The sequence below is a fragment of the Brevundimonas sp. 374 genome (genome assembly GCF_900102995.1).
GTDB lineage: Bacteria > Pseudomonadota > Alphaproteobacteria > Caulobacterales > Caulobacteraceae > Brevundimonas > Brevundimonas vesicularis_C.
Genome location: NZ_FNKT01000001.1, coordinates 1,487,712 through 1,511,783 on the forward strand (window position 1 = coordinate 1,487,712; position 24,072 = coordinate 1,511,783).

Annotated in this window: 21 protein-coding genes; 6 read left to right on the forward strand and 15 right to left on the reverse strand. The window is 67.5% G+C overall.

The genetic code is table 11. The features are described 5' to 3' along the window. The first annotated feature begins 14 nt into the window (after nucleotides 1-14). The 3 genes from BLR19_RS07315 (at nucleotide 15) to BLR19_RS07325 (ending at nucleotide 4,156) form a co-directional block, all read left to right on the forward strand. A complete protein-coding gene (locus tag BLR19_RS07315) occupies nucleotides 15-1,916 on the forward strand; it encodes a BCCT family transporter (RefSeq protein WP_091748898.1) in 1,902 nt (633 codons plus the stop codon). Between the two features lie 46 nt (nucleotides 1,917-1,962). After that, a complete protein-coding gene (locus tag BLR19_RS07320) occupies nucleotides 1,963-3,603 on the forward strand; it encodes a serine hydrolase (RefSeq protein ID WP_091748902.1) in 1,641 nt (546 codons plus the stop codon). An 88-nt stretch (nucleotides 3,604-3,691) separates the two neighbouring features. Continuing rightward, nucleotides 3,692-4,156: a hypothetical protein gene (locus BLR19_RS07325; protein WP_091748905.1), complete on the forward strand. Its 465-nt coding sequence runs from the start codon at nucleotides 3,692-3,694 to the stop codon at nucleotides 4,154-4,156. On the opposite strand, the gene BLR19_RS07330 is transcribed toward BLR19_RS07325, so the two are convergent. From BLR19_RS07330 to BLR19_RS07345, 4 genes are all read right to left on the reverse strand, one after another. Next, a complete protein-coding gene (locus BLR19_RS07330; protein WP_218119333.1) occupies nucleotides 4,153-4,896 on the reverse strand; it encodes a DUF4893 domain-containing protein in 744 nt (247 codons plus the stop codon). The genes BLR19_RS07325 and BLR19_RS07330 overlap by 4 nt on opposite strands. 60 nt (nucleotides 4,897-4,956) lie before the next feature. Then, the gene (locus BLR19_RS07335; RefSeq protein ID WP_091748911.1) at nucleotides 4,957-5,631 is read right to left on the reverse strand and encodes a DUF4893 domain-containing protein; all 675 of its coding nucleotides are present in this window, start codon (nucleotides 5,629-5,631) and stop codon (nucleotides 4,957-4,959) included. A 39-nt stretch (nucleotides 5,632-5,670) separates the two neighbouring features. After that, on the reverse strand, nucleotides 5,671-6,969 hold the full coding sequence (locus BLR19_RS07340) for a hybrid sensor histidine kinase/response regulator (RefSeq protein WP_176758285.1): 1,299 nt from the start codon (nucleotides 6,967-6,969) through the stop codon (nucleotides 5,671-5,673). Nucleotides 6,970-7,040: 71 nt separating this feature from the next. Further along, nucleotides 7,041-8,072, reverse strand: a complete 1,032-nt coding sequence (locus tag BLR19_RS07345) for a DUF4167 domain-containing protein (protein ID WP_091748916.1) — start codon at nucleotides 8,070-8,072, stop codon at nucleotides 7,041-7,043. Nucleotides 8,073-8,425: 353 nt separating this feature from the next. On the opposite strand from BLR19_RS07345, the gene BLR19_RS07350 reads away from it, so the two are divergent. Beyond that, complete coding sequence (locus tag BLR19_RS07350; protein ID WP_091748919.1) at nucleotides 8,426-9,655, forward strand: NAD-dependent epimerase/dehydratase family protein; 1,230 nt, start codon at nucleotides 8,426-8,428, stop codon at nucleotides 9,653-9,655. An 8-nt stretch (nucleotides 9,656-9,663) separates the two neighbouring features. After that, nucleotides 9,664-10,557 carry an SDR family oxidoreductase gene (locus tag BLR19_RS07355; protein WP_091748922.1) on the forward strand — a complete coding sequence of 298 codons (894 nt, stop codon included), beginning with the start codon at nucleotides 9,664-9,666 and terminating at the stop codon, nucleotides 10,555-10,557. A gap of 52 nt (nucleotides 10,558-10,609) precedes the next feature. Here the strand turns inward: BLR19_RS07355 and BLR19_RS07360 are convergent, their stop codons facing one another. From BLR19_RS07360 to BLR19_RS07390, 7 genes are all read right to left on the reverse strand, one after another. After that, nucleotides 10,610-11,221 carry a DUF1134 domain-containing protein gene (locus BLR19_RS07360; RefSeq protein ID WP_017506335.1) on the reverse strand — a complete coding sequence of 204 codons (612 nt, stop codon included), beginning with the start codon at nucleotides 11,219-11,221 and terminating at the stop codon, nucleotides 10,610-10,612. 124 nt (nucleotides 11,222-11,345) lie between these two features. Next, nucleotides 11,346-12,686 (reverse strand): APC family permease, encoded by a 1,341-nt coding sequence (locus BLR19_RS07365; RefSeq protein ID WP_091748925.1) that lies wholly within the window; start codon nucleotides 12,684-12,686, stop codon nucleotides 11,346-11,348. 43 nt (nucleotides 12,687-12,729) lie between these two features. Continuing rightward, nucleotides 12,730-15,153 carry a phenylalanine--tRNA ligase subunit beta gene (gene pheT / locus BLR19_RS07370; RefSeq protein ID WP_091748928.1) on the reverse strand — a complete coding sequence of 808 codons (2,424 nt, stop codon included), beginning with the start codon at nucleotides 15,151-15,153 and terminating at the stop codon, nucleotides 12,730-12,732. Next, complete coding sequence (locus BLR19_RS07375; RefSeq protein ID WP_091748930.1) at nucleotides 15,150-15,545, reverse strand: hypothetical protein; 396 nt, start codon at nucleotides 15,543-15,545, stop codon at nucleotides 15,150-15,152. Before BLR19_RS07375 ends, pheT begins: the two co-directional genes overlap by 4 nt. Next, nucleotides 15,542-15,955: a hypothetical protein gene (locus BLR19_RS07380; RefSeq protein WP_066552620.1), complete on the reverse strand. Its 414-nt coding sequence runs from the start codon at nucleotides 15,953-15,955 to the stop codon at nucleotides 15,542-15,544. The genes BLR19_RS07375 and BLR19_RS07380 overlap by 4 nt, the downstream gene beginning before the upstream one ends. Nucleotides 15,956-15,967: 12 nt before the next feature. Next, a complete protein-coding gene (gene pheS, locus BLR19_RS07385) occupies nucleotides 15,968-17,044 on the reverse strand; it encodes a phenylalanine--tRNA ligase subunit alpha (protein WP_091748933.1) in 1,077 nt (358 codons plus the stop codon). 41 nt (nucleotides 17,045-17,085) lie between these two features. Then, a complete protein-coding gene (locus BLR19_RS07390; protein WP_091748936.1) occupies nucleotides 17,086-18,060 on the reverse strand; it encodes a polysaccharide deacetylase family protein in 975 nt (324 codons plus the stop codon). A gap of 168 nt (nucleotides 18,061-18,228) precedes the next feature. Here BLR19_RS07390 and BLR19_RS07395 point away from each other — a divergent pair, with 168 nt between their 5' ends. Continuing rightward, a complete protein-coding gene (locus BLR19_RS07395) occupies nucleotides 18,229-19,824 on the forward strand; it encodes an ATP-binding protein (RefSeq protein ID WP_091748939.1) in 1,596 nt (531 codons plus the stop codon). Between the two features lie 91 nt (nucleotides 19,825-19,915). Here the strand turns inward: BLR19_RS07395 and rplT are convergent, their stop codons facing one another. From rplT to BLR19_RS07415, 4 genes are all read right to left on the reverse strand, one after another. Next, complete coding sequence (gene rplT / locus BLR19_RS07400; protein ID WP_017506327.1) at nucleotides 19,916-20,269, reverse strand: 50S ribosomal protein L20; 354 nt, start codon at nucleotides 20,267-20,269, stop codon at nucleotides 19,916-19,918. 54 nt (nucleotides 20,270-20,323) lie between these two features. Then, complete coding sequence (gene rpmI, locus BLR19_RS07405; RefSeq protein WP_003166435.1) at nucleotides 20,324-20,521, reverse strand: 50S ribosomal protein L35; 198 nt, start codon at nucleotides 20,519-20,521, stop codon at nucleotides 20,324-20,326. A gap of 162 nt (nucleotides 20,522-20,683) precedes the next feature. Continuing rightward, on the reverse strand, nucleotides 20,684-21,970 hold the full coding sequence (locus tag BLR19_RS07410; protein WP_091748941.1) for an MFS transporter: 1,287 nt from the start codon (nucleotides 21,968-21,970) through the stop codon (nucleotides 20,684-20,686). Between the two features lie 27 nt (nucleotides 21,971-21,997). Next, entirely contained in the window at nucleotides 21,998-23,980 is a 1,983-nt protein-coding gene (locus BLR19_RS07415; protein WP_176758286.1) for an alpha/beta hydrolase family protein, read from the reverse strand. Nucleotides 23,981-24,072: the final 92 nt, after the last annotated feature.

Genomic DNA, 24,072 nt, shown 5'->3' on the forward strand with positions numbered 1-24,072 from the left:
TACGCTTTGACCCGATGCTGACTACGAAGATGAACCCCCGCGTGTTCTGGGGCGCGAGCGCCATCATCGCGCTGTTGCTGCTTGTCGCCGTCGTCGCGCCGGGAGAATCCGACCGCCTGTTCCAGAGCGTTCAGGCCTGGGTGATCGACACCTTCGGCTGGCTCTATATCGCCTCGGTTGCCGCTTTCGTGGGGCTGGTGCTGGTGCTGGCGATCGGCCCCACGGGCGCGCTGAAGCTGGGGCCGGACGACGCCGAGCCAGACTTTCCCTATCTGTCCTGGCTGGCCATGCTGTTCGCCGCCGGCATGGGGATCGGCCTGATGTATTTCGGCGTCGCCGAGCCGATCCAGCACTATATCAATCCGCCCGAGGGCGCCGGCCGCACCTTCGACGCCGCGCGTCAGGCCATGGGCATCACCTTCTTCCACTATGGGGCCCACGCCTGGTCGATCTATGCGCTGGTGGGCCTCAGCCTGGCCTTCTTCGCGCACCGCAAGGGTCTGCCGCTGACGCTGAGGTCGGGCCTGTCGCCCTTGCTGGGCAAGCGCGTCAACGGGCCCATCGGCGATGCGGTCGACATCTTCGCCATCTGGGGCACGGCCTTCGGCATCGCCACGTCTCTGGGTTTTGGCGTGTCGCAGATGAACAGCGGCCTGACCTATCTGCTGGGCATTCCCAACACGGCCTGGGTTCAGGTGGGGCTGATCGTCGTGGTCATGGCGGCGGCGACCGCCTCTGTCATGAGCGGGGTCGGCAAGGGGGTGCGCCGTCTGTCGGAGCTGAACCTGGTTCTAGCGGTGCTGCTGATGCTGTTCGTGCTGGTGGTCGGGCCGACCGGCTTCTTGTTCAAGGCCCTGGTCCAGAACTTCGGCTTCTATCTCAGCCATTTCGTCGAGCGGACCTTTACCCTCTACGCCTATGAGCCGCGCGCCTGGATGGCGGACTGGACCCTGTTCTACTGGGCCTGGTGGATCGCTTGGTCGCCCTTCGTGGGGATGTTCATCGCGCGGATTTCGCGCGGTCGAACGGTGCGGGAGTTCCTGCTGAACGTGCTGCTGGTGCCGGCCGGCTTCACCTTCCTGTGGATGACCGTCTTCGGCAATACGGCGATCAGCCTGGACATGGGCCAGGCGGCGGGCGCGATTTCCAACGCCGTTTCGGCCGACCTGTCGACCGCCCTGTTCTACTTCCTGGAGCAACTGCCGGGCGCGGCCTTCACCTCGGGTCTGGCGATCCTGCTGGTGGCGGTCTTCTTCGTCACCTCGGCCGATTCCGGCGCCCTGGTGATCGACACCATCGCCTCCGGCGGCGCCGACGACACGCCGCGCTGGCAGCGGGTCTATTGGTGCCTGTTGCTGGGCCTGATCGCCGCCACCCTGCTGCTGGCGGGCGGGCTGGGCGCGCTGCAGGCCGCCACCCTGGCCGCCGCCCTGCCCTTCGTCCTGATCATGATCCTGCTGTCGATCGGCCTGGTGCGCCAAATGAACGCCGACGTCGCAGGCCGCAGCCTCGAGACCGAGGGCCCGCCCCTGGCGCAGCAGCTGAAACGCATCCTGGCTCCGGCCAGCCGCAGCGACATCAACGATGAGATCGAGCGCCACGGCCTGCCTGCGCTGGAAACGGTTCACGCCGCCATGGAGGCCGAGGCGGCGGAGTCCGAGATCGGGCGCGACGACGGCGTCGCCTGGCTGACGGTCAAACAGGGCGAGCGCACCTTCATCTATCGCCTGGGCGCCCGCTCGCGTCCGCGTCCCGCCGTGACCCAGCGCGAGACGCCCGAGGGCCGTCGCCTTCTGGAATGGCGACTGACCGCCCAGATCGGCCAAGGCGAACGCCCCCACGACATCACCGGCTTCACCCGCGACCAGATCGTCGCCGACGTGCTGGAAAAGCTTCAACGCTGGCGACTGGCCTAGACGACGAAGGGGCGCTAGCGTCCGGCGGTCTTTGCTGGAGTTCGCCATGTCCCTTCGTCTGTCGCGCCGCACCCTGTTTGCTTCCGGAGGCGCGGCGGCGCTGGCGGCGGGGCCGGTGTTCGCCCAGAAAGCGCCGGCGAACGATGATGCGTCGCTGGCGGCGGCGGTGGACGCCTATGTGGCCAAGTGTATGGCGGCCTGGCCGGATCAGCCGGCGTTGGGCGTCGCGGTGGTCAAGGACGGGGCGACCGTTGTGGCGCGGGGATACGGCGTCAAGGTTCAGGGCAAGCCGGCGCGGGCCGATGAGCACACCCTGTTCGCCATCGCCTCCAACACCAAGAACGTCACCGCCGCCGCCCTGGCCATCCTGGTCGACGAGGGCAAGGTGAAGTGGGACGAGCCGGTTCGGACCTATCTGCCCGGCTTCACTCTGTCCGATCCCTATATCGGCGAACACATCACGGTGCGCGATACGCTGAGCCATCGGGCCGGGTTCGGCCTGGGCGCCGGCGACCTTCTGTTCTGGCCCAACAGCGACCGCACCCGCGCCGAGGTGCTGGCCCAGGCCGCCTTCGTGCCGATCGAGGACGGCTTCCGGGCGCGCTATCACTACTGCAACCTGATGTTCGTGGTCGCGGGCGCGGTGCTGGAGGCCGTGTCTGGGATGAGCTGGGAGGCCTTCATCCAGACCCGCATCTTGGACAGGGTGGGGATGACCGAAACCGTGCCGCTGGCGCGTCTGGCCGATGCGTCCAAGTCCGCCCTGCCCCACGGCCGGGTCGGCCCGCCGCTGCGCTATCAGGGGGCGATGACGCCGATCGCCAAGTCCATCGTCGAGGTGTGGAACTGGGATTCGGCGGCGGCGGCGGGGGGCATCTGCACCACCCCAACCGACTGGGCCAAATGGATCGCCGTGCGGCTGAACGACGGCAAGCTGCCCGACGGGACGCGGCTGTATTCCGAAGATGCGGCGCGCGAGATGTATCGCCCCAACATCATCGTCGGTTCGTCGGCCGGCCCGACGGCGGAACTGCCCAACCGATCCATCGCCTCGACCTATGCGATGGGGCTGCAGGTTCAGGACTATCGCGGCGAGCGGATCGCCAGCCATGGCGGCGGCTCGCCCGGCGGGATTTCCGCCACGGTGCTGATCCCCGGCCGAAAGACCGGCTTCAGCGTCTTCTCCAACGCCGAGGAAAGCTTCCTGCTTCGCGCCTTGCGGTCCGGCATAACCGACATCTGCATGGGCAAGGTCGACGTCGACTGGATCGCAGACTCCAAGAAGCTGGAGGCGGAGGGCAATGCGAAATCCATCGCCGCCGCCGCCGAAATCGACGCCAAACAGGCGGCCGGCGCGCCCCCGTCCATGCCGCTGGAATCCTACGCCGGGACTTGGCGCGATCCGTGGTACGGCGACATCGTCATTGCGCCCAAGACCGAGGGACGCGGACGAAACAGGAAGAGCGGCCTTTGGCTGAGCTTCACCCATACGCCCGCCCTGCAAGGCTGGCTGGAGCCGTATGACAGCGAGACCTTCCGCACCCGTTTCCCGGACAAGCGCGAGGAGGACGCCTTCGTCACCTTCTCGATCCTGACGGCCAAACCGGCGACCGCGACGGTGAAGGGGGTCAGCCCCGACATCGACTTCAGCTACGACTATCAGGACCTGAGACTGACGCGCGTGTGACCTCGGTCGACCTGTGACCCACGGTCGCAAACCGGAACGGCCTTGGCGTCCTGACGCTGTCTTCCCATCAATCGAAAGGGAGACCGTCATGTCCAAGACCCCAAACCCGCGCGCGCTGGATCGCGACGAGGCGGATATGGTCGAACAGACAAAGGCGTTGGCCGAGCGTTCGCCGGCGGAGCTGCGCGACCTGATCGGGCGGCTGCGCGGGCGGCGTGACCGGGTGCAGCGTCAGATCCGAGGACGCGTTCGTGCGGGAGAGAGCGGCCCGGATACGGGCGCGCGCGAGAAAAAAGCGCTGCTGACGGACGCCATCGCTCGCGTCGCCGATGAGATGGACGGTCGCAAATCGGGTCGGAAGGCTACGACGGCGACCGATAATCTGCGCGATGCCGTTCGTCGCAAGGCCGAAAGCTCGACCTGGACCGGGCCGGACGATCGTACCGCCGATCTGGGACCCAGCGAAACGCCGAACACCAAGATCGCCCCGTCAGGCGCGCTTCACGCCGAGGGCATGCGCGCCGCGATCGCCCGCTCGACCGGCGCACGCTAGCCGGTGATCTCCAGCAGCTCCAGCTTGGCTTCCTGCTTGGGCCACGGCAGGACAAGGCGCCAGCGGTTCTGGCCGATGCGCTCGATGACGCCGACCTGATCCCGTTCGGCCTTGTCGCCATAGGCGGGGAAGGTCTTTTCGTCGGCCCCCCAGGCCTGGGCGCCGACATAGACGCCGCGGCGGTCGGTGTCGGGATAGATCAGGCCGCGCGTACGCTGCGATCCCGTCGTCTTGGTCAGGACCAGATCGCCACCGGGCGTCAGCTCGACCGAACAGGCAAACCAGGGATATTCGACATAGGCCAGTCCCTGACCCTCGACGCGGCGGCCCATCTTGATGGTGCGGCAGCGATAGGTTCCGGGGCCGGGTTGGATGCGGCCCGTCTGGGCGGCGTTGGGATCGGCGAGCGGCCCCAGGGCCTCGACCTGACGCGAGAAGCCGCCGTCCTCCGCCTCGGCGCGGGCCATGCGCCAAGCCTGATCCAGCCGGCCAAGCAAGCTGGCGTCGGCGGCCTTGGCGACCTGACGCCAGGAGTCGGTTCCGCCCTGCATCCCCTCGTCGGGAGCGGCTGCGGACTGCGGCGTCGCCGTCGCCTCAGGTGCGGCCTGGGCCGGCACGCCTGGCGCGGGGGTGGTGACGGCGGGCGAGGCCTCGGTCGGCGCGGCGGGACTGTTGTCGCCACAGGCCGCCAGGGCTGTCGTGGTCATCAGGGCCAGAACGGCCAGAGGGGTGCGGCGCATCAGGGTCTCCATCGGTTGCCCTGACCGAACGTGACAGGGCGCCCGAGGTTCAGCCGAACCTTAGCCACGCGGCGCCGGGACCAGTTCGATCAGGTCCAGATTGGATTCGGTGTTGGGCCACGGCAGGACCAGCCGCCACCGCGCCTCGCCGATGCGTTGCAAGATGGCCACCAGATCGCGGTCGGGGTTGCGGCCATAGGTGTTGGCGGCGGGCTCCTGCGCCAGGGCCAGCGAGCCGAGCATAACCATATGGCGGTCGTCTTCGGGAAAGAGCAGGCCGGAGGGGCGCTGCGAGCCGGTAAGCTTGGAGAACTTCAGGCCTTTCGGCGTCTGTTCGATGCGGCAGGCGAACCAGCCATAGACGACATAGCCCAGCCCGTCCTCGCCCCCCTGGGTGCCCAGTTTGACGGTGCGGCAGCGATAGTCGCCGGGCAGGGGCGCGACGCCGGGCCGGTCGGCCTTGGGGTCGATCAGATCGCCCAGGCTGTTCAAGTCGCCGGAGCCGCGCTGACGCTTGGCCTGTTGCAGGGCCAGGGTCCAGGCGGCGTCGACGCGGCGGTAACGGTCCCGGTCGCCGGCGGTGATGACGCCGCGCCAGTCCATCAGCGCGCCCGATGCACCGGACGGCGGCGGGGGTGGCGGCGGCGGGGTCGAGGCGCAGGCGGCGACGGCGCACAGGACGGCCAGCGGCGCCAGACGACGCGCGAGCGAGCGGAACGGTACGAAACGGGACATCGACGCTCCCTTGGGGCGATCAGGCGAACTTTAAGCCTCTTAGGCCCTGTCGCGACCGTCGGCGTCAACCTCCGGGCAGCCCAGCGCCGTATTCAGCGCCGCCGCCAGGGCCGCCAGATCCAGCGGCTTGGCCAGCCAGGCGTCGAAGCCGGCGGCGCGGCCGCGCGCCCGGTCCTGCGCCGATACGGCCGCCGTCAGCGCCAGCACCGGCACATGGCGGGTCAGGGGCTCGACGTCCAGCCGCGCCTTGACCTCATAGCCGTCCATGTCCGGCAGGCCGATGTCGAGCAGGATGACGTCGGGTCTGAGCGCACGCGCCAGACCCAGCCCCTCCGGTCCCGTCGTCGCGGCGTGCAGGGTAAGGCCCAGCCCGCTCGCCGCCTGCCGCATCAGGGCGATGTTGGCGGGATTGTCCTCGATATAGAGCACCACCGCCTGACGCGATGACGCCAGACCCGACGCGGGGGCTGCCGGCAGGCTGAGTGAGAAGATGGCGCCCGCGCCGGGGCCGCGCGCCATGGTCAGGGCGCCGCCCATCCGCTCGGTCAATCGCTGGACCGAGGCGACGCCGAGGGCGGTGCCGCCTCTCGCGTCGTGACCATCCAACGGGCGGAACGGTCGGTCGTCGCCCGCACCGACGGGGATCATGCCGGCGTCATGGATGGCGATGACGATCCGGTCCTCGGCGCGCGACATCTCCATGCGCACCGTGCCTCCGCCGGGTGAATGGCGCAGGGCGTTCTCGACCAATCGGCGCAGGATTCGGCGGATCTGGCCCGGATCGGCCATGACGCACAGGCCGTGGGCGGGCGGCGGACAGGCCAGCGTCACCCCCGCCTCTCGCGCCTGCGCCTCCAGCCCATCGCAGACCTGGCGCAGCGCCAGACGCAGATCGACGCGGTGCAGCGAAGGCGAACCGCCGCCGTCACCGCCGGTCATGAAGGCTTCGGTTTCCTCGATCAGGGCCAGCAGGACGCCGGCCGCGGCCTCGATCTGACGTAAGGACTGTGCTTGGCGCGCGGTCAGGGGATTGGCCGGGTCGTCGGCGCGCAGCAACTGGGCGAAGCCCATGATCGTGGTCAGGGGACTACGCAGTTCGCGCCCGAGGGCCTGCATGATCTCGCCCCGCGTCCGAAGCTCGGCGGTCAGGCGGTCGACCTCGCCCTCGGCCGTCGTCAGGGCGCGGCGCAGGCCTTGGGTCTGCTGGGCGATGCGGGCTTCGAGCCGGGCGTTCTCTCGACGCAAGCCCTCGGTGACCCCGAGCGCTTGAAGCCAGAGCCAGATCCCCGCGCAGGTTCCTGCCAGCGCCAGGGACAAGACAAGCAAGACGAAATCCATGACGCCCCTCCGACGCGCCATGTTGACGCGTCAGAGTTGCATTCAGGTAAACGTACCCGCTTGGGTTGTTGTCAGTCTTCGCTTGCGGTGGCGGCTTCGGGCTTGCGACGCGGCGCACGGCGACGCGGGGCCGCCTCGCCTTCGGCTTGCTCGGCCGGGGCCGACGACACCGGCGCACGGGTCAAGAAGCCCGGCAGGGCGGTGGGGGCGTCGCCCTCGTCAGCCGCAACAGCGGCGGCGGTGCGGCGCGGACGGCGTGCAGGACGTTCGTCGGCAGCCGGCGCCTCGACGCTCGGGGCTTCACCGACAGGCGCATTGACGGGCGTCTCGGCGACGGGCGCTTCGCTGACGGCTTGGGCGCGGTCGGCCTCGGCGTAGGCAGGGGCGGCGCCCTCAGCGCCCTCTTGGGCGCCGTCCTGATTGTCGAAGCGGCGATTGCGTTCCTCGCGGCGACGCTCCCAGCGTTCGCGGCGGCTTTCGCGACGACCGCCGCCCTCGCCCTCGGCGCGGACCTCGTCGCCCTCGCGCGGCTCGCGGGGTTCGCGCGGCTGCTGGCTGTCGCGGTTCTGGTCACGGTCACGATCACGGCTCTGATCGCGATCGCGGTCGCGGTCGCGGTTGTCACGGTCTCGGTCCCGGTCGCGATTGTAGTCGCGGTCGCGGTTCTGATCACGGTTCTGGTTCTGCTCGGCGCGCTCGGCGGCCTCAGCGGCCTGGCGGTCGGCGGCCTGCTGGGCGGCGACGAAGGCCGCAGCCTGGGCGCCGGATTCGTCCTCGAAGTCGATGTCGAAGCCCTGGTTGGACTGTTCACGCGCGGCGATGTCCGAGAAGGACCGCTGCGGCTGGAGCGCGCGCAAGACGCGGTAATAGTGTTCGGCGTGCTGCTGATAGTTTTCGGCCAGCACCCGGTCGCCGCTGGAGGCCGCATCGCGGGCCAGCTGCTGATAGCGCTCATACACCGTCTGGGCGTTGCCCCGGACCTTGATGTTCTCGGGGCCTTGCGAATCCCACGAACGATTCGGATTGGCGTTGTTGGCGTTATTGGCGCCCGCCTTGTTCCGATTGCGTCCGCGCTGACGCTTCATGCCCTTGAAATCTCTCATTCGCGCTACCGTGTGCAGGGGCGGACCAAAGCCTGAAGGCCGGTTCCGTCCGTTTCGTGGTTCCGTCTCGCTCGGGGCCGATCCCCGATTGTCGAACTGTCGGAATGCCTTGTCGCCCGCATGGTGCGCCGGTCCTTTCGGGACCGACCGTCATGGCCGGCTCAAGCCGCGAACAGCCGGGTATGCGCCCGTAAAGCTGCGATTGAGTGGGAGACGGCAGAGACTTAACCCGAGTGGGCCGCCTTTCCAAGCGATATTCGTCAATGCGTCGCACCGAACCCTGCACAGCGCCGCTTTGCCAAGCCCGCCGGCTGGGCTAGGCATGACCTTTGAGACGACGACGAGGCTATCCCATGCGCGTGCTGGTTCTGGGCGGCGACGGTTTTTGCGGCTGGCCCACGGCCCTGCATCTGTCGGCTGAAGGGTGGGACGTGACCATCGTCGATAACCTGAGCCGCCGGAATATCGACAACGAGCTGGAGGTCCAGTCCCTGACGCCGATCCGCACGATGGGCGAGCGGATCAAGGCGTGGAAAGACGTGTCCGGCCGCGACATCGGCTTCGCCAACATGACGGTTGGCAAGGAATTCGACCGTCTGGTCGCCCTGATCCGCGACCTGGCCCCCGACAGCGTGGTGCATTTCGCCGAGCAGCGGGCGGCCCCCTATTCGATGAAGTCGGCGCGGCACAAGCTGTACACCGTCGACAACAACATCAACGCCACCAACCATCTGCTGGCCGCCATCGTCGAAAGCGGCCTGGACGTCCACCTGGCGCACCTGGGGACGATGGGGGTCTATGGCTACGGCACCGCGGGCCTGCGCATTCCCGAGGGCTATCTGAAGGTGACGGTGGATACCGACAACGGCCCCGCCGAGCAGGAAATCCTGTTCCCGCCCAATCCGGGCAGCATCTATCACATGACCAAGACGCAGGACGCCCTGCTGTTCCAGTTCTATGCCCGCAACGACAACCTGCGCATCACCGACCTGCACCAGGGCATCGTCTGGGGCACCCAGACCGAGCAGACCAAACAGGACGAACGACTGATCAACCGCTTCGACTATGATGGCGATTACGGCACGGTGCTGAACCGGTTTTTGATGCAGGCGGCGGTCGGCTATCCGCTGACCGTGCATGGATCGGGCGGCCAGACGCGGGCCTTCATCCATATTCAGGACACGGTGCGCTGCGTCGAACTGGCGCTGAAGAACCCGCCCAAACGCGGCGACCGGGTCAAGATCCTGAACCAGATGACCGAGAGCCGGCGCGTGCGCGACCTGGCGGCCATGATCGCCGACAAGACCGGCGCCGAGATCCATAACGTCGCCAATCCGCGTCAGGAGGCCGACGAGAACGACCTGGTCGTCGCCAACGACCAGTTCCGGGATCTAGGGTTGAAGCCGATCACCCTGGCGCAGGGTCTGATGGACGAGGTTACGGACATCGCCCGCCGCTATGCCGACCGGGCCGATCTGGGTCGGGTGCCGTGCGTCTCCGCCTGGAACCAACGCCGGGCGGAGGCGCTGGAAAATGAGGCGCGGCCGGTAGCCGACGCGCCTTCCCAAGTTCTGACGGCCTGAGTTTCGTAATGCCTATCGCCTCCCCTCCCCTCGATCTGCTGGTCTTCGGCGGCGGCTATCTGGGGCGGGCGGCGGCGCTGGAGGCCATACGCCGCGGCGGACGGGCGACCGCCACATCGCGCGACCCCGAGCGGCGTCGCGCCATGGCGGCCGAGGGGATCGTCACCATCGATCCAACGGATACCACCGCGCTGAAGACGTCGCTGGAGGCGGCGACGGCCGTGCTGATCACCGCCGCGCCGGACGCCCAAGGCTGTCCCGGTCTGCGGGCCCTGGGGCCTCTGGCGGGCGACGCCTGGCCCGACTGGATCGGTTATGTCTCCTCCACCTCCGTCTATGGCGACCGGGCCGGCGGATGGGTGTTCGAGGATGGGCCGCTGAACGCCGCCAATCTGGAGGGCGCACGCCGCGTCCGGGCCGAACGCGATTGGCTGGATGGGGCGCAGGGGATGGGACTGACGGTCCAGATCTTCCGCCTGCCCGGTTTCTACGGGCCGGGGCGCAGCGTGGTCGAGCGGCTGAAGGAAGGCACGGCGAAGCTGGTCAGAAAGCCCGGCCAGGTCTTCAACCGCATCCATGTGGACGACATCGTCTCGGGCCTGTTCGCGTCGATGGCCCGCCCGCGACCGGGCGCCGCCTACAATCTGACCGACGACGAACCGTCGCCCGCCGATGTGGTGATGGAATGGGCGGCGGATCGGATGGGCCTGCCCCGCCCGCCCCAGGTGGACTGGACCGACGACAGCGTCAGCGAGGCGATGCGTCGCTTCTATCTGGATTCCAAGCGCGTCTCGAACGCCCTCGCCAAGGCCGAGCTGGGCTGGCGGCCCGCCTATCCCAGCTGGCGCGAGGGGCTGGCGACGCTGATGGACGCGCCGCCGCCGCTGCGATTGGTGAGCTAGGGCGCAGTCACGCGCCCTAGCCGCGAGCGACCGCGTCGCGAGCCTAGCGCGCTTAGAAGGGCAGCAGATTGCGCTGGCGGCTATAGCTCATGGTGCCGACGTTGGCGCCCAGGCGCAGGCCGACGCCGGTGCGGATGGGGGCCAGGACGATGCCGTCGGCGCGCTGATAGTTCACGCCCAGGCCCGCGACCAGATAGGCCGAGCCCTCGATGCCGGGATAGCGGCGATAGATCATGTCGGGGTGGTACAGGCCATAGACCAGGGTGAAGACGCGGCTGGCGTTGCCGCCCCAGTCCCAACCCACCGACGCGCCCTGCCAGAACACTTCCTGAGAGGCCGACAGGTCCTTCATGTGCAGGGCGCCGCGGCCGTAACGGGCGCCCACGACGACGGCGCCGGAGCCTTCCTCGCCCGCAATATAGGCGGTCGGGCGGTCGCCCTGGTCGGCGAAGACGCGCTCGATCGCGCCGCCCACGACCTCAGCCGCGATGCCCAGCTCGCGCGAGCCGGCCGAAACCAGTTCATCGAAGCTGTAGGCCTGGGCCGTCTGGTCCGAGCGGATCGGATAGTTGGGATCGCGCGGCGGCGCCGAGGCGCAGGCGCCCAGCGACGAGGCGCCGGCGGCGGTGGCGAGGCCCGAAAGGATCAGTTGGCGGCGATGCATGGAGGGCGCTCCGAAAGGCGACGAGAGGACGGCCGGCTGGCGCGCCGGTCTTGGCCTCACCGTCCCCGACCTTTGCGGCAGCCTTGCGGCTTCAAGGTTAACGGGGTCTTACCGGGCGCGCCGATCAGCCCGCAGCGCGCTTTCGCCGGACCAGCAGCCAGGCAAGGCCGATCAGGACCGCCAGCATTCCGAAGGCCTTTCCAGCCGTTAAAGGATCCTCGACCACGAAGATCACGAACAGGGTCGTATTGATCGTCAGGGCGATGATCGCCGGCAGGGGATAGAGCGGCATTTTCCAAGGACGTTCCAGATTTGGCTCGCGCACCCTCAGGACGATGACGGCCGCATTCACCAGAACGCTCATCAGCGCCAGCAGCGACGTCGAGAAGGTCAGCAAAGTCTCATAGACCCCGATGGTGGCCAGCAGCCCGCCGGCCAGCACGGTCGCGATCAGGGCCAGACGCGGCGTGCCGTTGGCGGCGACACGGGTGAGGGCCGAGATCTGATATTCGCGCGCCATGGCGAACAGGACGCGCGGGAACACCATGACCATCGCATTGATGATCGTCACCAGCGACACCAGCGAAATGGCCGTGACGATGGGGCCCGCGACATCGCCGAACACCCGACCGGCCGCATCCGCCGCGACGAGGTTCGACCCGGCCATCTCGGCCGGCGTCAGGACGTTCAGATAGGCCAGGTTGGCCAGCACATAGATCACCGTGACCACGGCGATGCCCGAGAAGGTCGCCCGCGCGATGGTCCGGCCCGGATCGACGACCTCTTCGCAGAAATAGGAGGCGCTGTTCCAGCCGTAGTAGGTGCCGGAAATAGCCCTCAAGGCCATGACGATGCCGCCGAAGGTCAGGGCCGCCGCCGTCGCTGGAGCGATCTCGGTCGCGACGGGCGCGCCGCGCGGCGCCAGGAACAGGCCGATGATCAGCACAGTGAACAGGGCCGCCTTGACAGCGCTGCCGATCTCCTGCGACCGGCCGCCGACCTTAGTGCCCAGCCATTGCACGCTGCCCACCACGACCACGATCAACAGGGCGAGGACGCCGATCGGCACGCTGGTCGCGACGCCCAAGCGATGCAGATATTCGCCGAAGACCACGGCGATGAAGGCGATGCCGCCCATATTGCCCAGCCAGTCGCAAACGCCGACGGCGAGGCCGGTCAAAGACCCGAAGGCGCGACGGGCGAAGATATAGGGGCCGCCCGTCTTGCGGATCGAGGCGGCCAGTTCGACAGTCGACATGGCGTCGATCCAGGCGACCAGACCGGCGACGCACCACAGGGCGATGATAATCGTGGGGTTCTGAACCCCCTCGGCGACCACGCCAGGGGTGCGCAATATGCCCTGACCGATGACGCCGCCGACCACGACGGCGACGCCAAACGTCACGCCTAGGACGCGCAGCAGATGGCCGCGATCCGGTTGTGCCGCCTGAGGTTCCGTCGTCATCGCCTATGTCCCCCGCGCCGCCCGAAAGACGGCGCTGCGCCCCTCAAGCCCGCAGCCTGCCGCCCTGCTTTTCGACCGCTCCGACGACCTTGGCGGTCAGGGCCTCGATCTCGGCTTCGGTCAGGGTGGCTTCGCGCGGTTGGATCACGACTTCCAGGGCGACGGACTTGAAGCCGTCGTCCACGCCCTTGCCGCGATAGACGTCGAAGACCCGCACGTCGGCGATCAGGGCCTTGTCGGCGCCCGTCGCGGCCCGGACCAGATCGCCCACCGGCTTGGCGTCCTCGACCACGAAGGCGAAGTCGCGTGTTAGGGGCATGAGGGCCGACAGATCGGCGGTTCCCCGCGCCTTGCCCGACTTCCCACGCGGCTCGGGCACGTTATCCAGAACGATCTCGAAGGCCAGCATGGGGCCGTCGGCGTCCAGGCTTTTGAGCACGCGCGGATGCAATTCGCCGAACTCGACCATCACATTCTTGGGGCCGAGTTGCAGCCGGGCCGAACGGCCGGGGTGCCACCAGTCGCGGTTCTGGCCCTGGACCAGTTGCAGCGAGGCCACCGGGGCGCCGATCTCTTCCAGCAGGGTGGTCAGGTCGCCCTTGAGCGTGAACAGGGCGTCTTCGCCGACGCCCGCCCAGTGACGGGCGGCGTGCGGGGCGACCAGACCGGCGATGACCGTGCGCTGATCCGCCGGACCGTCGCCCAGATAGATAGGGCCGATCTCGAACAGGGCGGCGTCGGCGAAACCGCGCGCGGCGTTCCGCGCCGCCGCCTGGACCAGGTTCGGCAGGGCGGAGGACCGCATGCAGTCCAGATCGGCCGCGATGGGATTCTCCAGCACCAGCCGGTCGTCGCCGCCGCCGAACAGGGCCGCCGTCGATTGCTTGGTGAAGGACCAGGTGACGGCCTCCGCGTATCCCAGGGCGGCCAGGGCCCGGCGCGCGGTGCGGACGCGGGCCTGGCGGGGGCTCAGCACCCCGCCGGCGGGACGGGTGGCCTCGGGCAGGGGCGTGTCGGGCAGGCTGTCGAAGCCCTCGATCCGCGCGACCTCCTCCACCAGATCGGCCGGACCTTCGACGTCGCGGCGCCAAGACGGCGGGGTGACGAGCCAGGGCTCGGACTGACCGGTCGGCGCGGCCTGAACCAGGAAGCCGAGCTGACCCAAGATGGTCCCGATCCGGTCGTCGTCCAGATCCATGCCGCTGAGGCGCTTCACATAGGCGGGGTCGAAGGCGAAGGGAGCCGGGCTCGCCGGCGGTTCGCCGACGAAGACGATGTCCGACGGCTCGCCGCCGCACAGGTCCAGGATCAGGCGCGTCGCCAGTTCCAGTCCCGGCGTGACCGAGACCGGATCGACGCCGCGCGCGAACCGGTACTGGGCGTCGGAATGGATGCCCAGCGCACGGCCGGTCTGGGCGATGACCAGCGGGTCGAACCAGGCGCTTTCCAGGAAGACGTCCGTGGTGGTCTCGTCGCAGCCGGTCGATTCCCCGCCCATGACGCCGCCCAGGCCGATGGGGCGCTCGCCCCCGGCGTCGGCGATGACGCAGTCGGCTGCGGATGCGGCGTAGGTCTTGCTGTCCAGGGCGATCAGATGTTCGTGCTCGCCGGTCGCGGCCAAAACCTGCCCCGCCCGCACCACGATCTCGGTCCCCGACAGCTTGGCGACGTCATAGACGTGCAGCGGCCGGGCGCGGTCATAGGCGATCAGGTTGGTTACATCGACCAGACGGTTGATCGAGCGCAGGCCGATGGCCGTCAGACGCTTCTGGAGCCAGGCCGGCGACGGGCCGTTCTTGACGCCGCGAATGACGCGACCGGCGAAGACCGGGCACATCTCAGGCGCCTCCAGCCGCACGCTGATCGGCGAGGGGAAGGCCCCGCGCACCACGGCGATGTCGAAATGCTTCAGCTTGCCGACGCTGGCGGCCGCCAGATCCCGCGCGATGCCGGCCACGCCCAGCCAGTCGGGCCGGTTCGGCGTGACCTCGAAATCGATGACCGGCTCGGCGCCGAACAGGCCGGCGACCGGCGTGCCGACGGGGATTTCGGGCGGCAGTTCCTGAATGCCGTCGCTCTCGTCCGACAGCTCGAGCTCGGAGGCCGAGCACAGCATGCCGTTGGACACCACGCCGCGCACCGGCTTCTCGACCAGGGTCATGCCCAGGCCCGGCACATAGGCGCCGATGGGGGCGTAGATGGTGGTCAGGCCCGCCCGCGCGTTCGGTGCGCCGCAGACGATCTCCTTCATCCCGTCGACCGTCTCGACCTGGCAGACCTGCAACCGGTCGGCGTTGGGATGACGCTCGGCCGAAACGATCTTGGCCACGGTGAAGGGCGCCAGTTTGGCGGCAGGGTCGAGCACCTCCTCGACCTCCAGCCCAGCCATGGTCATGGCCTCGGCGATCTGCTGAACATCCGCCTCGGTCTCGAGATGGTCCTTCAGCCAGGACAGGGTGAACTTCATGCCGCAGGTCCCGCCACCGTCGGAACAGCCGCCAGTTGCTCTAGAATCTCGGCGGCTCCGGTGAAGCCGACATTGTAGAACTCGCAGCCCACGAAGGTGCAGTCATGCATCGGGATGGTGCCCAGCGCCTTGTCCCCCATCGGCTGAAGCAGAAGGTTCTTCATGCCCCCGCGCGAATCGCCGAAGTTCGTCTCATCGAACGTCGTGCCGGGTCCGACCAGAACGATCGCCGGGCCATCCAGCCGGCAACCGGTGAAGGTGCGCCCTACGACCGCACCCTTGTCACGGCAGTGCTGATAAAGATCGTGCAGGTTCAGATCGACGTTCTCGAACGTGGTCTGGGTCAGGTCGCGCGCAAGATTGACGGGACGGTTGATCGGAAGCCGGCTCATGCTTGGTTCTCCCGTGCGCTGAGGAGGTCGGCCTCGATCTGCTCAAGCAGATCCGGGGCGCCGGTGAAGCCCACCTGAACGAAGCGGCAGCGGACAAAGCGGCAGTTGGACATGCCCACGACGCCCGCGATCATATCGCCCATCGGCTGAAGCAGCAGCGTGCGCGGATTGGACGCCACGCCCATGTTGCAGCTGTCGAACGTCGTGCCGTTCATGACCGCCATGACGGCTGGCCCCTCGATCAGACAGTTCGTGAACGTCTTGTCCTCGATGAACGTCTTGCCGGCGTTCATGTGATGAACGGCCAACGACGGCAGCCAAACGGCTTCCTTTTCGAAGGTCGTGCGGGCCACCAGTTCTCGGCCGAACTTTTCTTCGGCCGACATCGGCGTTTCAGTTTGATCGGTCATCTTGAAACTCGTTCAGCTCAGGCCCGAGGCCGGGTTGGGGGCGGCGAAGGCCGAGAAGCCGTAGTGGGACAGCCAGCGGGTATCCGCGTCGAACATGGGGCGCAGGTCGGGCACGCCGTATTTCAGCATGGCCAAACGGTCCACGCCCATGCCGAAGGCGAAGCCCTGATATTCGTCCGGGTCGATGCCACAGTTCCTGAGCACATTGGGGTGCACCATCCCGCAGCCTAGGATCTCGAGCCAGTCGTCGCCGGTGTTGAACACCAGTTTCCCGCCCGAACGGTCGCAGCGGATGTCCATTTCGGCCGAGGGCTCGGTGAAGGGGAAGTGGTGCGGACGGAACCGCGCCTGGACCGCGTCCAGTTCGAAGAAGCGGGCAATGAAGGTCTGAAGCGTGGTCTTCAGGTGGCCCATGTGGATGTCGCGGTCGATCACCAGACCCTCGATCTGGTGGAACATCGGCGTGTGGGTGGCGTCCGAATCCTTGCGGAAGGTGCGGCCCGGGGCGACGATGCGGATCGGCGGCTTCTGGCTCATCATGGTGCGGACCTGCACCGGGCTGGTGTGCGTGCGCAGCACCTTGCGTTCGCCCGTCTCGGGGTCCGGCTTCAGGAAAAAGGTGTCGTGCATCTCCCGCGCCGGGTGTTTGGGCGGGAAGTTCAGGGCGGTGAAGTTGTGGAAGTCGTCCTCGATGTCGGGACCTTCGGCCACGGCGAAGCCCATCTCGGCGAACAGGGCGATCATCTCGTCCATCACCTGCATGGTCGGATGGACCCCGCCCTTCCTGCGCGGACGCGCCGGCAGGGTCAGGTCGATGCGTTCCGACAGCAGACGCGCATCCAGCTCGGCGGCTTCCAGCGCGGTCTTCTTCGCGGCGATGGCGGCGGCGACGCGGTCGCGCAGGCCGTTGATCATCGGCCCCTGCTCACGGCGTTCGTCGGGGCTCATGGCGCCCATGCCCTTAAGCAGGCCGGAGACGGAGCCGGACTTGCCCAGGGCGGCGACCCGCACCTCTTCCAGGGCGGCGACGGTTTCCGCGCCGCCGATGGCGTTGATCAGGTCGAGTTCGAGTGTGGCGAGATCGGTCATTTGCGCTGTGCCTTAGCGTTCTCGCGCGCGTTCGTCACCCTTCAACGGGCCGATGCGATGGCCTGAAGTTCCGACGCCGGCGCCTTGTTGGCCGCAACGATCCAGACGGGCGGTTCCGGCTCCCAGCGGATGGGCCGGCCGTCGGTCCGCATCCAGCGGTGCAACCACGAGATTCCGTTGGCGCGGACATAGGTGTCAGGGTGCTGATAGATCGGATCGGCCAGCGCCTCTTCCAGCGGCACGAAGCGATAACCGCGCTGCAGATACAGGGCGTGGATCTGCGGATACCAGGCCTGGTTCAGGGTGTTGGCGTGCAGCAACAGCACCTGCGCCGGTTCACGCCCGCCCGCCACCTCGGCGCTGTAGGGTTCGAAGAAATCCAGCACCGTCGCCATATGCGCCACATAGGCCTGACCGATGCGCTGCATCAGCGCCTGATCGCCGATCTGCTCAGCCTTGCGATAGACGTCGGCGAACATCCAGTCGTTGTTGTCGAGGGTCACCGGCGCGATCGTAAAGCCGCGCTCGGTCAGGCCGGCGGCGATGGCGTCGTGCTTTTCCTGCGTCTCGCCGGTGAACAGATAGGGGTGGCGGAACCAGCGCAAGGACTGGCCTCGCGCCGCCAGCACGTCGCGCAAGATCGGCGCCCCGGCGTCCACGTCGGCCAGATAGGCCTCAACCGTCGTCGCGTGGATGTTCAGATGGGTGTTGGTGTGGTTGCCCAGGTCCAGACCGGCGTCCAGCCAGACGTTCAGCACGCGCGGCAAGATCGTGGCGCGCTCGGCCTCGCAGACCTTGCCCGCATTGACGAAGGCTGTGCCGTGCGTATCCAGCGGCTTCAGCATGGCGACGAAATCCTGGGTGATCGTCATCAGGCGCGCCGGATCGCACAGGGTCGCCGCATCCGTCTGGAACGGCAGATCGTCGAAGGTCACGGCGACGCGTCGGTCCTGCGCGGCGGCCGAAGTGACAAGAACGAGGGCGGCCGCCAGGCCGCAGATCAGGGTGCGCATCATGCGGCGAGGCTATCGAAGCCGCGGCCGCGAGGGAATATGTCGCGCGACAGCGACTTTCCATCCGCCCACGGATCGACTGTCGAAAACCCGCCGCGAAAGGTTCATGAACGGCAAAGCTGGCGTTAAATATCAGCATCTAATCAGGCCTCCGGACATGCGAGGACCTTGATGCCGCTGATCGGTGATTTCGTCGACTTGATCGCGCCCGTGGCCCCGTCCACGCCGGGCGCCGATGTGTTCGAACGGTTCCACACCGAGCCGAACACCCTGGCCCTGGCTGTCGTCGATGACGATGGCCGCCCCCTCGGCATCATCGAACGCAACGCCTTCACGCTCAGGATGGCGGCCGAGTTCGGACGCGCCCTGTATGCCCGAAGGCCCGCCGAAAGCCTGATGGACCGCAATGCGCCGGTGGCGGAGGCGGCGACCAGCGCCGAGGCCTTCTTTCAGGCCTATGGCGCGGCTGAGCTGGGCGCCTTGCTGACGGGCTTCATCGTGGTGGCAGGCGGCCGCTACGTCGGCGTCGGCACGGCGCTGCAGGTGGTTCAGGCGGGCGCGGCCCTGCACCGCCAGCGGGCCGAGGAAATGAGCGCCCTGGCCCGCGACCTGGCGCTGGCCGAGGCCGAGGCCGTCGCCTCCAGCCGGGCCAAGTCCGAGTTCCTGGCGGTGATGAGCCACGAGATCCGCACGCCCCTGAACGGGGTGCTGGGCGTCGCGGCCCTGATGGACAAGAAGCTGGAGCAGGAAGAGCTGCGCCCCTACGTCCGCACCGTGATCGATTCGGGCCAGAGCCTGCTGCGGCTGCTGACCGACGCGCTGGACATGTCACGCGCCTCGGCCGGCATGCTGACGCTGGAGGAGGAGCCGCTCGACCTGTCGGCCGTCGCCTTCGACATCGACGCCCTGTGGCGCGCGCGGGCCGAGGAAAAGGCCCTGGCCCTGACCATCCGCACCGACCTGGCCGTTCCCTGCGTTCAGGCCGACGGGATGCGGCTGAAGCAACTGCTGAACAACCTGATCGGCAATGCGCTGAAGTTCACCCTGACGGGCGAGGTCGTCGCCCTGATCGAAAGCCACGCCGACGGCGAGGTGATCTTCACCGTGGACGACAGCGGACCCGGCGTGCCCGAGGCGGCGGCCGCGACCATCTTTGATCCGTTCAATACCGGAAAGGCCGGGCGCGAAGGGGCGGGCGCGGGCCTGGGCCTGGCCATCTGCCGACAGATCGCCGAACGGATGGGCGGCGCGATCTCGCTGGGCGCCTCGCCCCAGGGCGGCGCGCGCTTTCAGGTACGCCTGCCGCTGCGCGTCGCGACCGAGAGCGCGGCGCCCGCTCCGGCCATGGCCGAGCCGACCCCGCACGACACCCTGCATGTGCTGGTGGTGGATGACAACGCCACTAACCGCTTCGTCGCGGGCAAGTTGCTGGAGATGTTCGGCTGCACCTGCGAGATGGCCGAGAACGGGCGCGAGGCGGTGGACGCCGTAATGGCCCGTCGATTCGACCTGGCCCTGATGGACATCAAGATGCCGGTGATGGACGGCGTCGCCGCGACGCGGGCTATCCGCGCCCTGCCCGGTCCTGCCGGCGCCCTGCCGATCCTGGCCCTGACGGCGAACGCCGACGAGCGCGACGAGCTGGACTATATCGCCGCCGGCATGAACGGCGTGGCGCAAAAGCCGATCCAGCCCGACGCCCTGCTGAACGCCATCCGGATGGTGCTGGCGCAAAGCCAGGCATCGCAGGTCCCCAAGGCGGCCTGAAACGAAGAACGCCCGCCCCGGAAACCGGAGCGGGCGTCATTCTTGTTGCGCTACGCTCGCGACGCGATCGCTCGCGGCTTGAGCACGGCTCTTAAGCCAGGGCGGCGCGGACCTTGTCGGCGACAGCCTTGAAGCCGGTCGCGTCGGCGGCGATCGCGGCCAAAACCTTGCGGTCCAGTTCGATGCCGGCCTTGTTCAGGCCGTTGATGAACTGGCTGTAGGTGAAGCCTTCCAGACGGGCGGCGGCGTTGATGCGCTGGATCCACAGGGCGCGGAAGTTGCGCTTCTTGGCGCGACGGTCGCGATAGGCGTATTGCCCGGCGCGGTCGACGGCGGCCTTGGCCGTACGGATGGTATTCTTGCGGCGACCGGAGAAGCCCTTGGCCTGCTCCAGAACCTTCTTGTGCTTGGCGTGCGAGGTTACGCCACGTTTAACGCGAGCCATGTCGCTATTCCTTCAAATTCTTTGGATGGAGATCAGTCGTACAGCGCGCGCCGATCAGGCGTACGGCATGTAGGATTTGATCTTCTTGGCGTCGGCGTCGGCCATGACCGAGGTGCCGCGGTTCTGGCGGATGTATTTCGAGTTGTGGCTGATCAAGCGGTGACGCTTGCCCGCAACGCCGGCCTTAACCTTGCCAGTGGCCGTGAATTTGAAGCGCTTCTTGGCGCCCGACTTCGTCTTCAGTTTCGGCATTTCAGTCTCCTTTTTGAGGGCCGACCGCTCTTCGAGCTGCTTGAGCCCGTCTTGCGGTGTTTCCTCAGAGTTTAAGAACCGCCCAGGCATGCCTGTTCGCCTGGCGGTTCGGTACGCGAAGGCGCGGCTTCTACGTGAAGAGCGCCGCCATTGCAAGACGAGTCAGGCCGGGGCTTTGACGCCGCCCTCTCCGCTGCGAATGACGCGTCCGGCGTTGATCGCCATCAGGGCCGCCGGGATGGTCAGCAGCGCCCCGATCACGAAGGGCCAGTCATGCCCCAGCCCCGAGAACAGTGCGCCCGCGATCATCGGCCCGAAGATGCGCGCCACCGAGCTTGAAGCCATGTTCAGACCCAGCATGGCCCCCTGCCGATCAGGCGGCGAGGCGCGGCTGATCATGGCCGAGATGTTGGGCATGGCCAGCGACATGCCGCACGCGCCGATCGCCATTACGATCGGAATGATCCAGCCCTGGACGACCGGGATCGTCAGGGCGCCCAGCTCGAGCCGCGTCGCAGGGAACCACGCGACCGGCGCCAGCACCTGCAACACCAGCGAAGTTCCAAACAGCAGCATGCCGGTGGCCAGCACGCGCGATTCGCCGAACCGTCGCGCCAGCCGCCCGGCGAAGAACCCCTGGTTCAGCGTGGAGACGATGCCCACGATCATGAAGCTGAGCCCCACTTCGCGCGCGCCCCATTGATAGCGGCTCTCGGACCACAGGCCGAACACGCTCTCCATCGCCGAAAACCCGGCCATATAGATCAGGGTCACGACCAGCACGCGCGACACCACCGCGTTGTCGCGCGCATCCTTCAGGCCCGCCAGGAAGGCCGGACGCGGCGCGGCGGGATCGGCCTTGGCCCGGCTTTCGCGCAGGAAGACGACCACGCCGACCGCCGCAACCGCCGCCAACGCCGCCGCCAGGAAGATCGGCAGCTGATAGCCCAGCCGTCCCAGCTGCGGCTGCGTCAGCAATCCACCCAAGCCCGGTCCGACGATGAAGCCCAGGCCGAACGCGGCGCCGATCAGACCCATCCGCCCGGCCCGCTGCTCGGGCGGGGTCACATCGGCCACATAACCCTGGACCGTCGAGATATTGCCTGCGCCCAGGCCGGTGAACAGCCTGACCGCGATCGCCAGCCAGATGTTGGGCACGAAGGCCAGCATCAGATAGCCCAGCGCATTGGCGATCAGCGTCATCAACAGCACGGGCTTTCGCCCGATCCGATCCGACAGCCGCCCCCAGAACGGCTCGGCGAAGAACTGGCCCAGCGAATAGGCCGAGAACATCAGCGTGATCTGCCACGCCTCGGCCTTCAGGCTCTGGGCGAAGAACGGCAGCAACGGCACCACCAGCCCAAACCCGACCAGATTGATGAACACCGTCGCAAACAGCACGGCTAGCGCCGGCGTCTTGAGCTTGGGCGGGGTCGGGTTCACGGTCATGTCGCAGCCTTAGCGCGACCCCCTGCCTCAATCGACTGGATTGTTGGCCGCAAGAAACCGCACCGTCTCACGCAGCATCTGCTGGCGCGTGTCGGCGCGCGACAGCCAATGGTCCTCGCCAGCCAGTTCAATCAGTTCGACCGGCTTGCCTGCCCGCTTCATCGCCTCGGCCATGACGCGGCTCTGCTCGATCGCCACCACCGTATCGTCGCGGCCATGGATAAGCAGCAACGGTTTATCGACCGTGTCGGCCAGATAGGCCGGCGATAGAGCGTCCAGCGCCCGGTCGTTCAGACGCGCCGCGCCCATGAACCGGTTCCAGTAGCGAACGGTCTGACTTTCGCGCCGTCCTTCCTGGCGCGCCTCCCAGTTGACCATGCGGCGCAGGTCGGACACGCCGGCGACGGCGACTCCACAGCGATAGACTCCCTTGTCCAGGGTCAAACCAGCCATGGCGGCATAGCCGCCGTAGCTTGCGCCGACGATGCACACGCGTTCGGGATCGACGATGCCCTGCTCTGTCAGGAAACGTACGCCGTCCGACAGATCCGTCTGCATCTTGCGGCCCCATTCGCCATAGCCCGCCTCCATGAAGGCCCGCGTATAGCCGTCCGACCCACGGAAGTTGGCCTGCAGCACCGCATAACCGCGCGATGCCAGGGCCTGGGCCCACCAGTCAAATCCCATCACGTCGCGCGACGCGGGGCCGCCATGAGCCAGCACGATCAACGGCAGCTTCTCCGGCGTTGCGACGCCAGGCGGCAGGGTCAGATAGCCCGGAATGTCCAGCCCATCTGCGGCGGTATAGCGAATGTGTCGCACAGCGCCGACCTTCTCGGGCGGAATGTCTGGATAGGCGAAGGCCAGGGCGTCAGCCGTTCGTCTGTCGAAATCAACGAGTTGATAGAGGCCGGATTCGCCTGAGTCGGTGAAGACCAAAATCCGCTTTTGATCTGCGTTCCAGGACACCAACTGCGGCACCTTCTCGCCAAAGGCCCGCGTGATGGAACGCCATCGGCTGGCGGAGGCGGGCTCGATGAACTCGTAACGCACGCCATCGTCTTCGGTGCGTGACCCGCCGATCAGGAGGCGGGTCTGAGGATGACGCAAAAGGTTGTCGGGATGATGCTCGAATGGCAGTTCGGTCCAGACACCCGTGTCCACATCGACCTCGAACAGATTGTTGGCCGTTTCGCTCTCCGGATCGGCGGCGGCGAGATCAGGCCGATCCGCAGCGACAAGAATCGTACGCGGCGTTCGCCCCATGCCGAGCAACGCCGGAGGATCGAGTGGAGCGTTCACTGACCAAGCATCGCGCAAGCGACGGCCGTTCGGCAGCATCAAGGTCCAGCGACCGCTACGCTCGACATAGGTCGACATGGCGATAACGGCGCCCTCGGCGTCCAACACATAGTCTTCGGTGTCCCAGTCCATAGGCGCGACGGACCGCCCCCGGCCCGAGGTCAGGTCGATCCGGAAGAGATCGACTTGGCCGCTATAAAGATTGACCGCACGCGCGAACAGCGCAGGCCCTTGGGCGGTGTCGCGGATCTGGGCGCCGCCATAGAGAACCGGAAGAACATCGTCCGTGCGGTCCAGAACACGCGCCAGCTTCTGGGTCTTAAGGTCCAGTATCACGCCGAAATAGAGCTCGGACCGCGGGATGCCTAAAAGATGCAGCGCACGCGTCTGGGAGCTGATGATCAGCACCTTGTCTTCGCCGATCCAGCGCAGATCGCGGACCTTCGCCTGACCGATGGTCGAGGCGAATAGATGCTCGCCCGTGTCGATATTTGTGACCGCGATGGCGCGCTCTTCACCGGTCACGACGATGCGGGCGATAAGCGTTCCGCTGGGCGAAAGCTCCATCAATTCCACGGCCGGAGAAGCGGCGTACACATCGATGGGGGGAGGTGCGTTCTGTGCGAGGGCCGCCGAAACCAAGCCGCCCATCAGGGCGGCGACACTCACCACGGCCAGGATCAACCCCGACAGACCAGACTTCAGCATGAACGCCCCCACTCAAGGCAAGGCTCAACCAGAAGACGCAGATTTACGCAAGCGGCAGATGCGCAAAAACAAAACGCCCCGGTCGTGGGACC

Excerpts from the sequence above, each read along its gene's own strand:
- pheT (WP_091748928.1), bottom strand. The coding sequence starts at position 15,153 with ATGAAGTTCACCCTGTCCTGGCTGAAGGACCATCTCGAGACCGAGGCG.
- BLR19_RS07335 (WP_091748911.1), bottom strand. The coding sequence starts at position 5,631 with ATGTCCCGTTTCGTACCGTTCCGCTCGCTCGCGCGTCGTCTGGCGCCG.
- BLR19_RS07365 (WP_091748925.1), bottom strand. The coding sequence starts at position 12,686 with ATGACGACGGAACCTCAGGCGGCACAACCGGATCGCGGCCATCTGCTG.
- BLR19_RS07360 (WP_017506335.1), bottom strand. The coding sequence starts at position 11,221 with ATGCATCGCCGCCAACTGATCCTTTCGGGCCTCGCCACCGCCGCCGGC.
- BLR19_RS07350 (WP_091748919.1), top strand. The coding sequence starts at position 8,426 with ATGCGCGTGCTGGTTCTGGGCGGCGACGGTTTTTGCGGCTGGCCCACG.
- BLR19_RS07320 (WP_091748902.1), top strand. The coding sequence starts at position 1,963 with ATGTCCCTTCGTCTGTCGCGCCGCACCCTGTTTGCTTCCGGAGGCGCG.
- BLR19_RS07375 (WP_091748930.1), bottom strand. The coding sequence starts at position 15,545 with ATGAGCCGGCTTCCGATCAACCGTCCCGTCAATCTTGCGCGCGACCTG.
- BLR19_RS07345 (WP_091748916.1), bottom strand. The coding sequence starts at position 8,072 with ATGAGAGATTTCAAGGGCATGAAGCGTCAGCGCGGACGCAATCGGAAC.
- rplT (WP_017506327.1), bottom strand. The coding sequence starts at position 20,269 with ATGGCTCGCGTTAAACGTGGCGTAACCTCGCACGCCAAGCACAAGAAG.
- BLR19_RS07340 (WP_176758285.1), bottom strand. The coding sequence starts at position 6,969 with ATGGATTTCGTCTTGCTTGTCTTGTCCCTGGCGCTGGCAGGAACCTGC.
- BLR19_RS07330 (WP_218119333.1), bottom strand. The coding sequence starts at position 4,896 with ATGCGCCGCACCCCTCTGGCCGTTCTGGCCCTGATGACCACGACAGCC.
- BLR19_RS07410 (WP_091748941.1), bottom strand. The coding sequence starts at position 21,970 with ATGACCGTGAACCCGACCCCGCCCAAGCTCAAGACGCCGGCGCTAGCC.
- pheS (WP_091748933.1), bottom strand. The coding sequence starts at position 17,044 with ATGACCGATCTCGCCACACTCGAACTCGACCTGATCAACGCCATCGGC.
- BLR19_RS07395 (WP_091748939.1), top strand. The coding sequence starts at position 18,229 with ATGCCGCTGATCGGTGATTTCGTCGACTTGATCGCGCCCGTGGCCCCG.
- BLR19_RS07355 (WP_091748922.1), top strand. The coding sequence starts at position 9,664 with ATGCCTATCGCCTCCCCTCCCCTCGATCTGCTGGTCTTCGGCGGCGGC.
- BLR19_RS07415 (WP_176758286.1), bottom strand. The coding sequence starts at position 23,980 with ATGCTGAAGTCTGGTCTGTCGGGGTTGATCCTGGCCGTGGTGAGTGTC.
- BLR19_RS07315 (WP_091748898.1), top strand. The coding sequence starts at position 15 with ATGCTGACTACGAAGATGAACCCCCGCGTGTTCTGGGGCGCGAGCGCC.
- rpmI (WP_003166435.1), bottom strand. The coding sequence starts at position 20,521 with ATGCCGAAACTGAAGACGAAGTCGGGCGCCAAGAAGCGCTTCAAATTC.
- BLR19_RS07390 (WP_091748936.1), bottom strand. The coding sequence starts at position 18,060 with ATGATGCGCACCCTGATCTGCGGCCTGGCGGCCGCCCTCGTTCTTGTC.
- BLR19_RS07380 (WP_066552620.1), bottom strand. The coding sequence starts at position 15,955 with ATGACCGATCAAACTGAAACGCCGATGTCGGCCGAAGAAAAGTTCGGC.
- BLR19_RS07325 (WP_091748905.1), top strand. The coding sequence starts at position 3,692 with ATGTCCAAGACCCCAAACCCGCGCGCGCTGGATCGCGACGAGGCGGAT.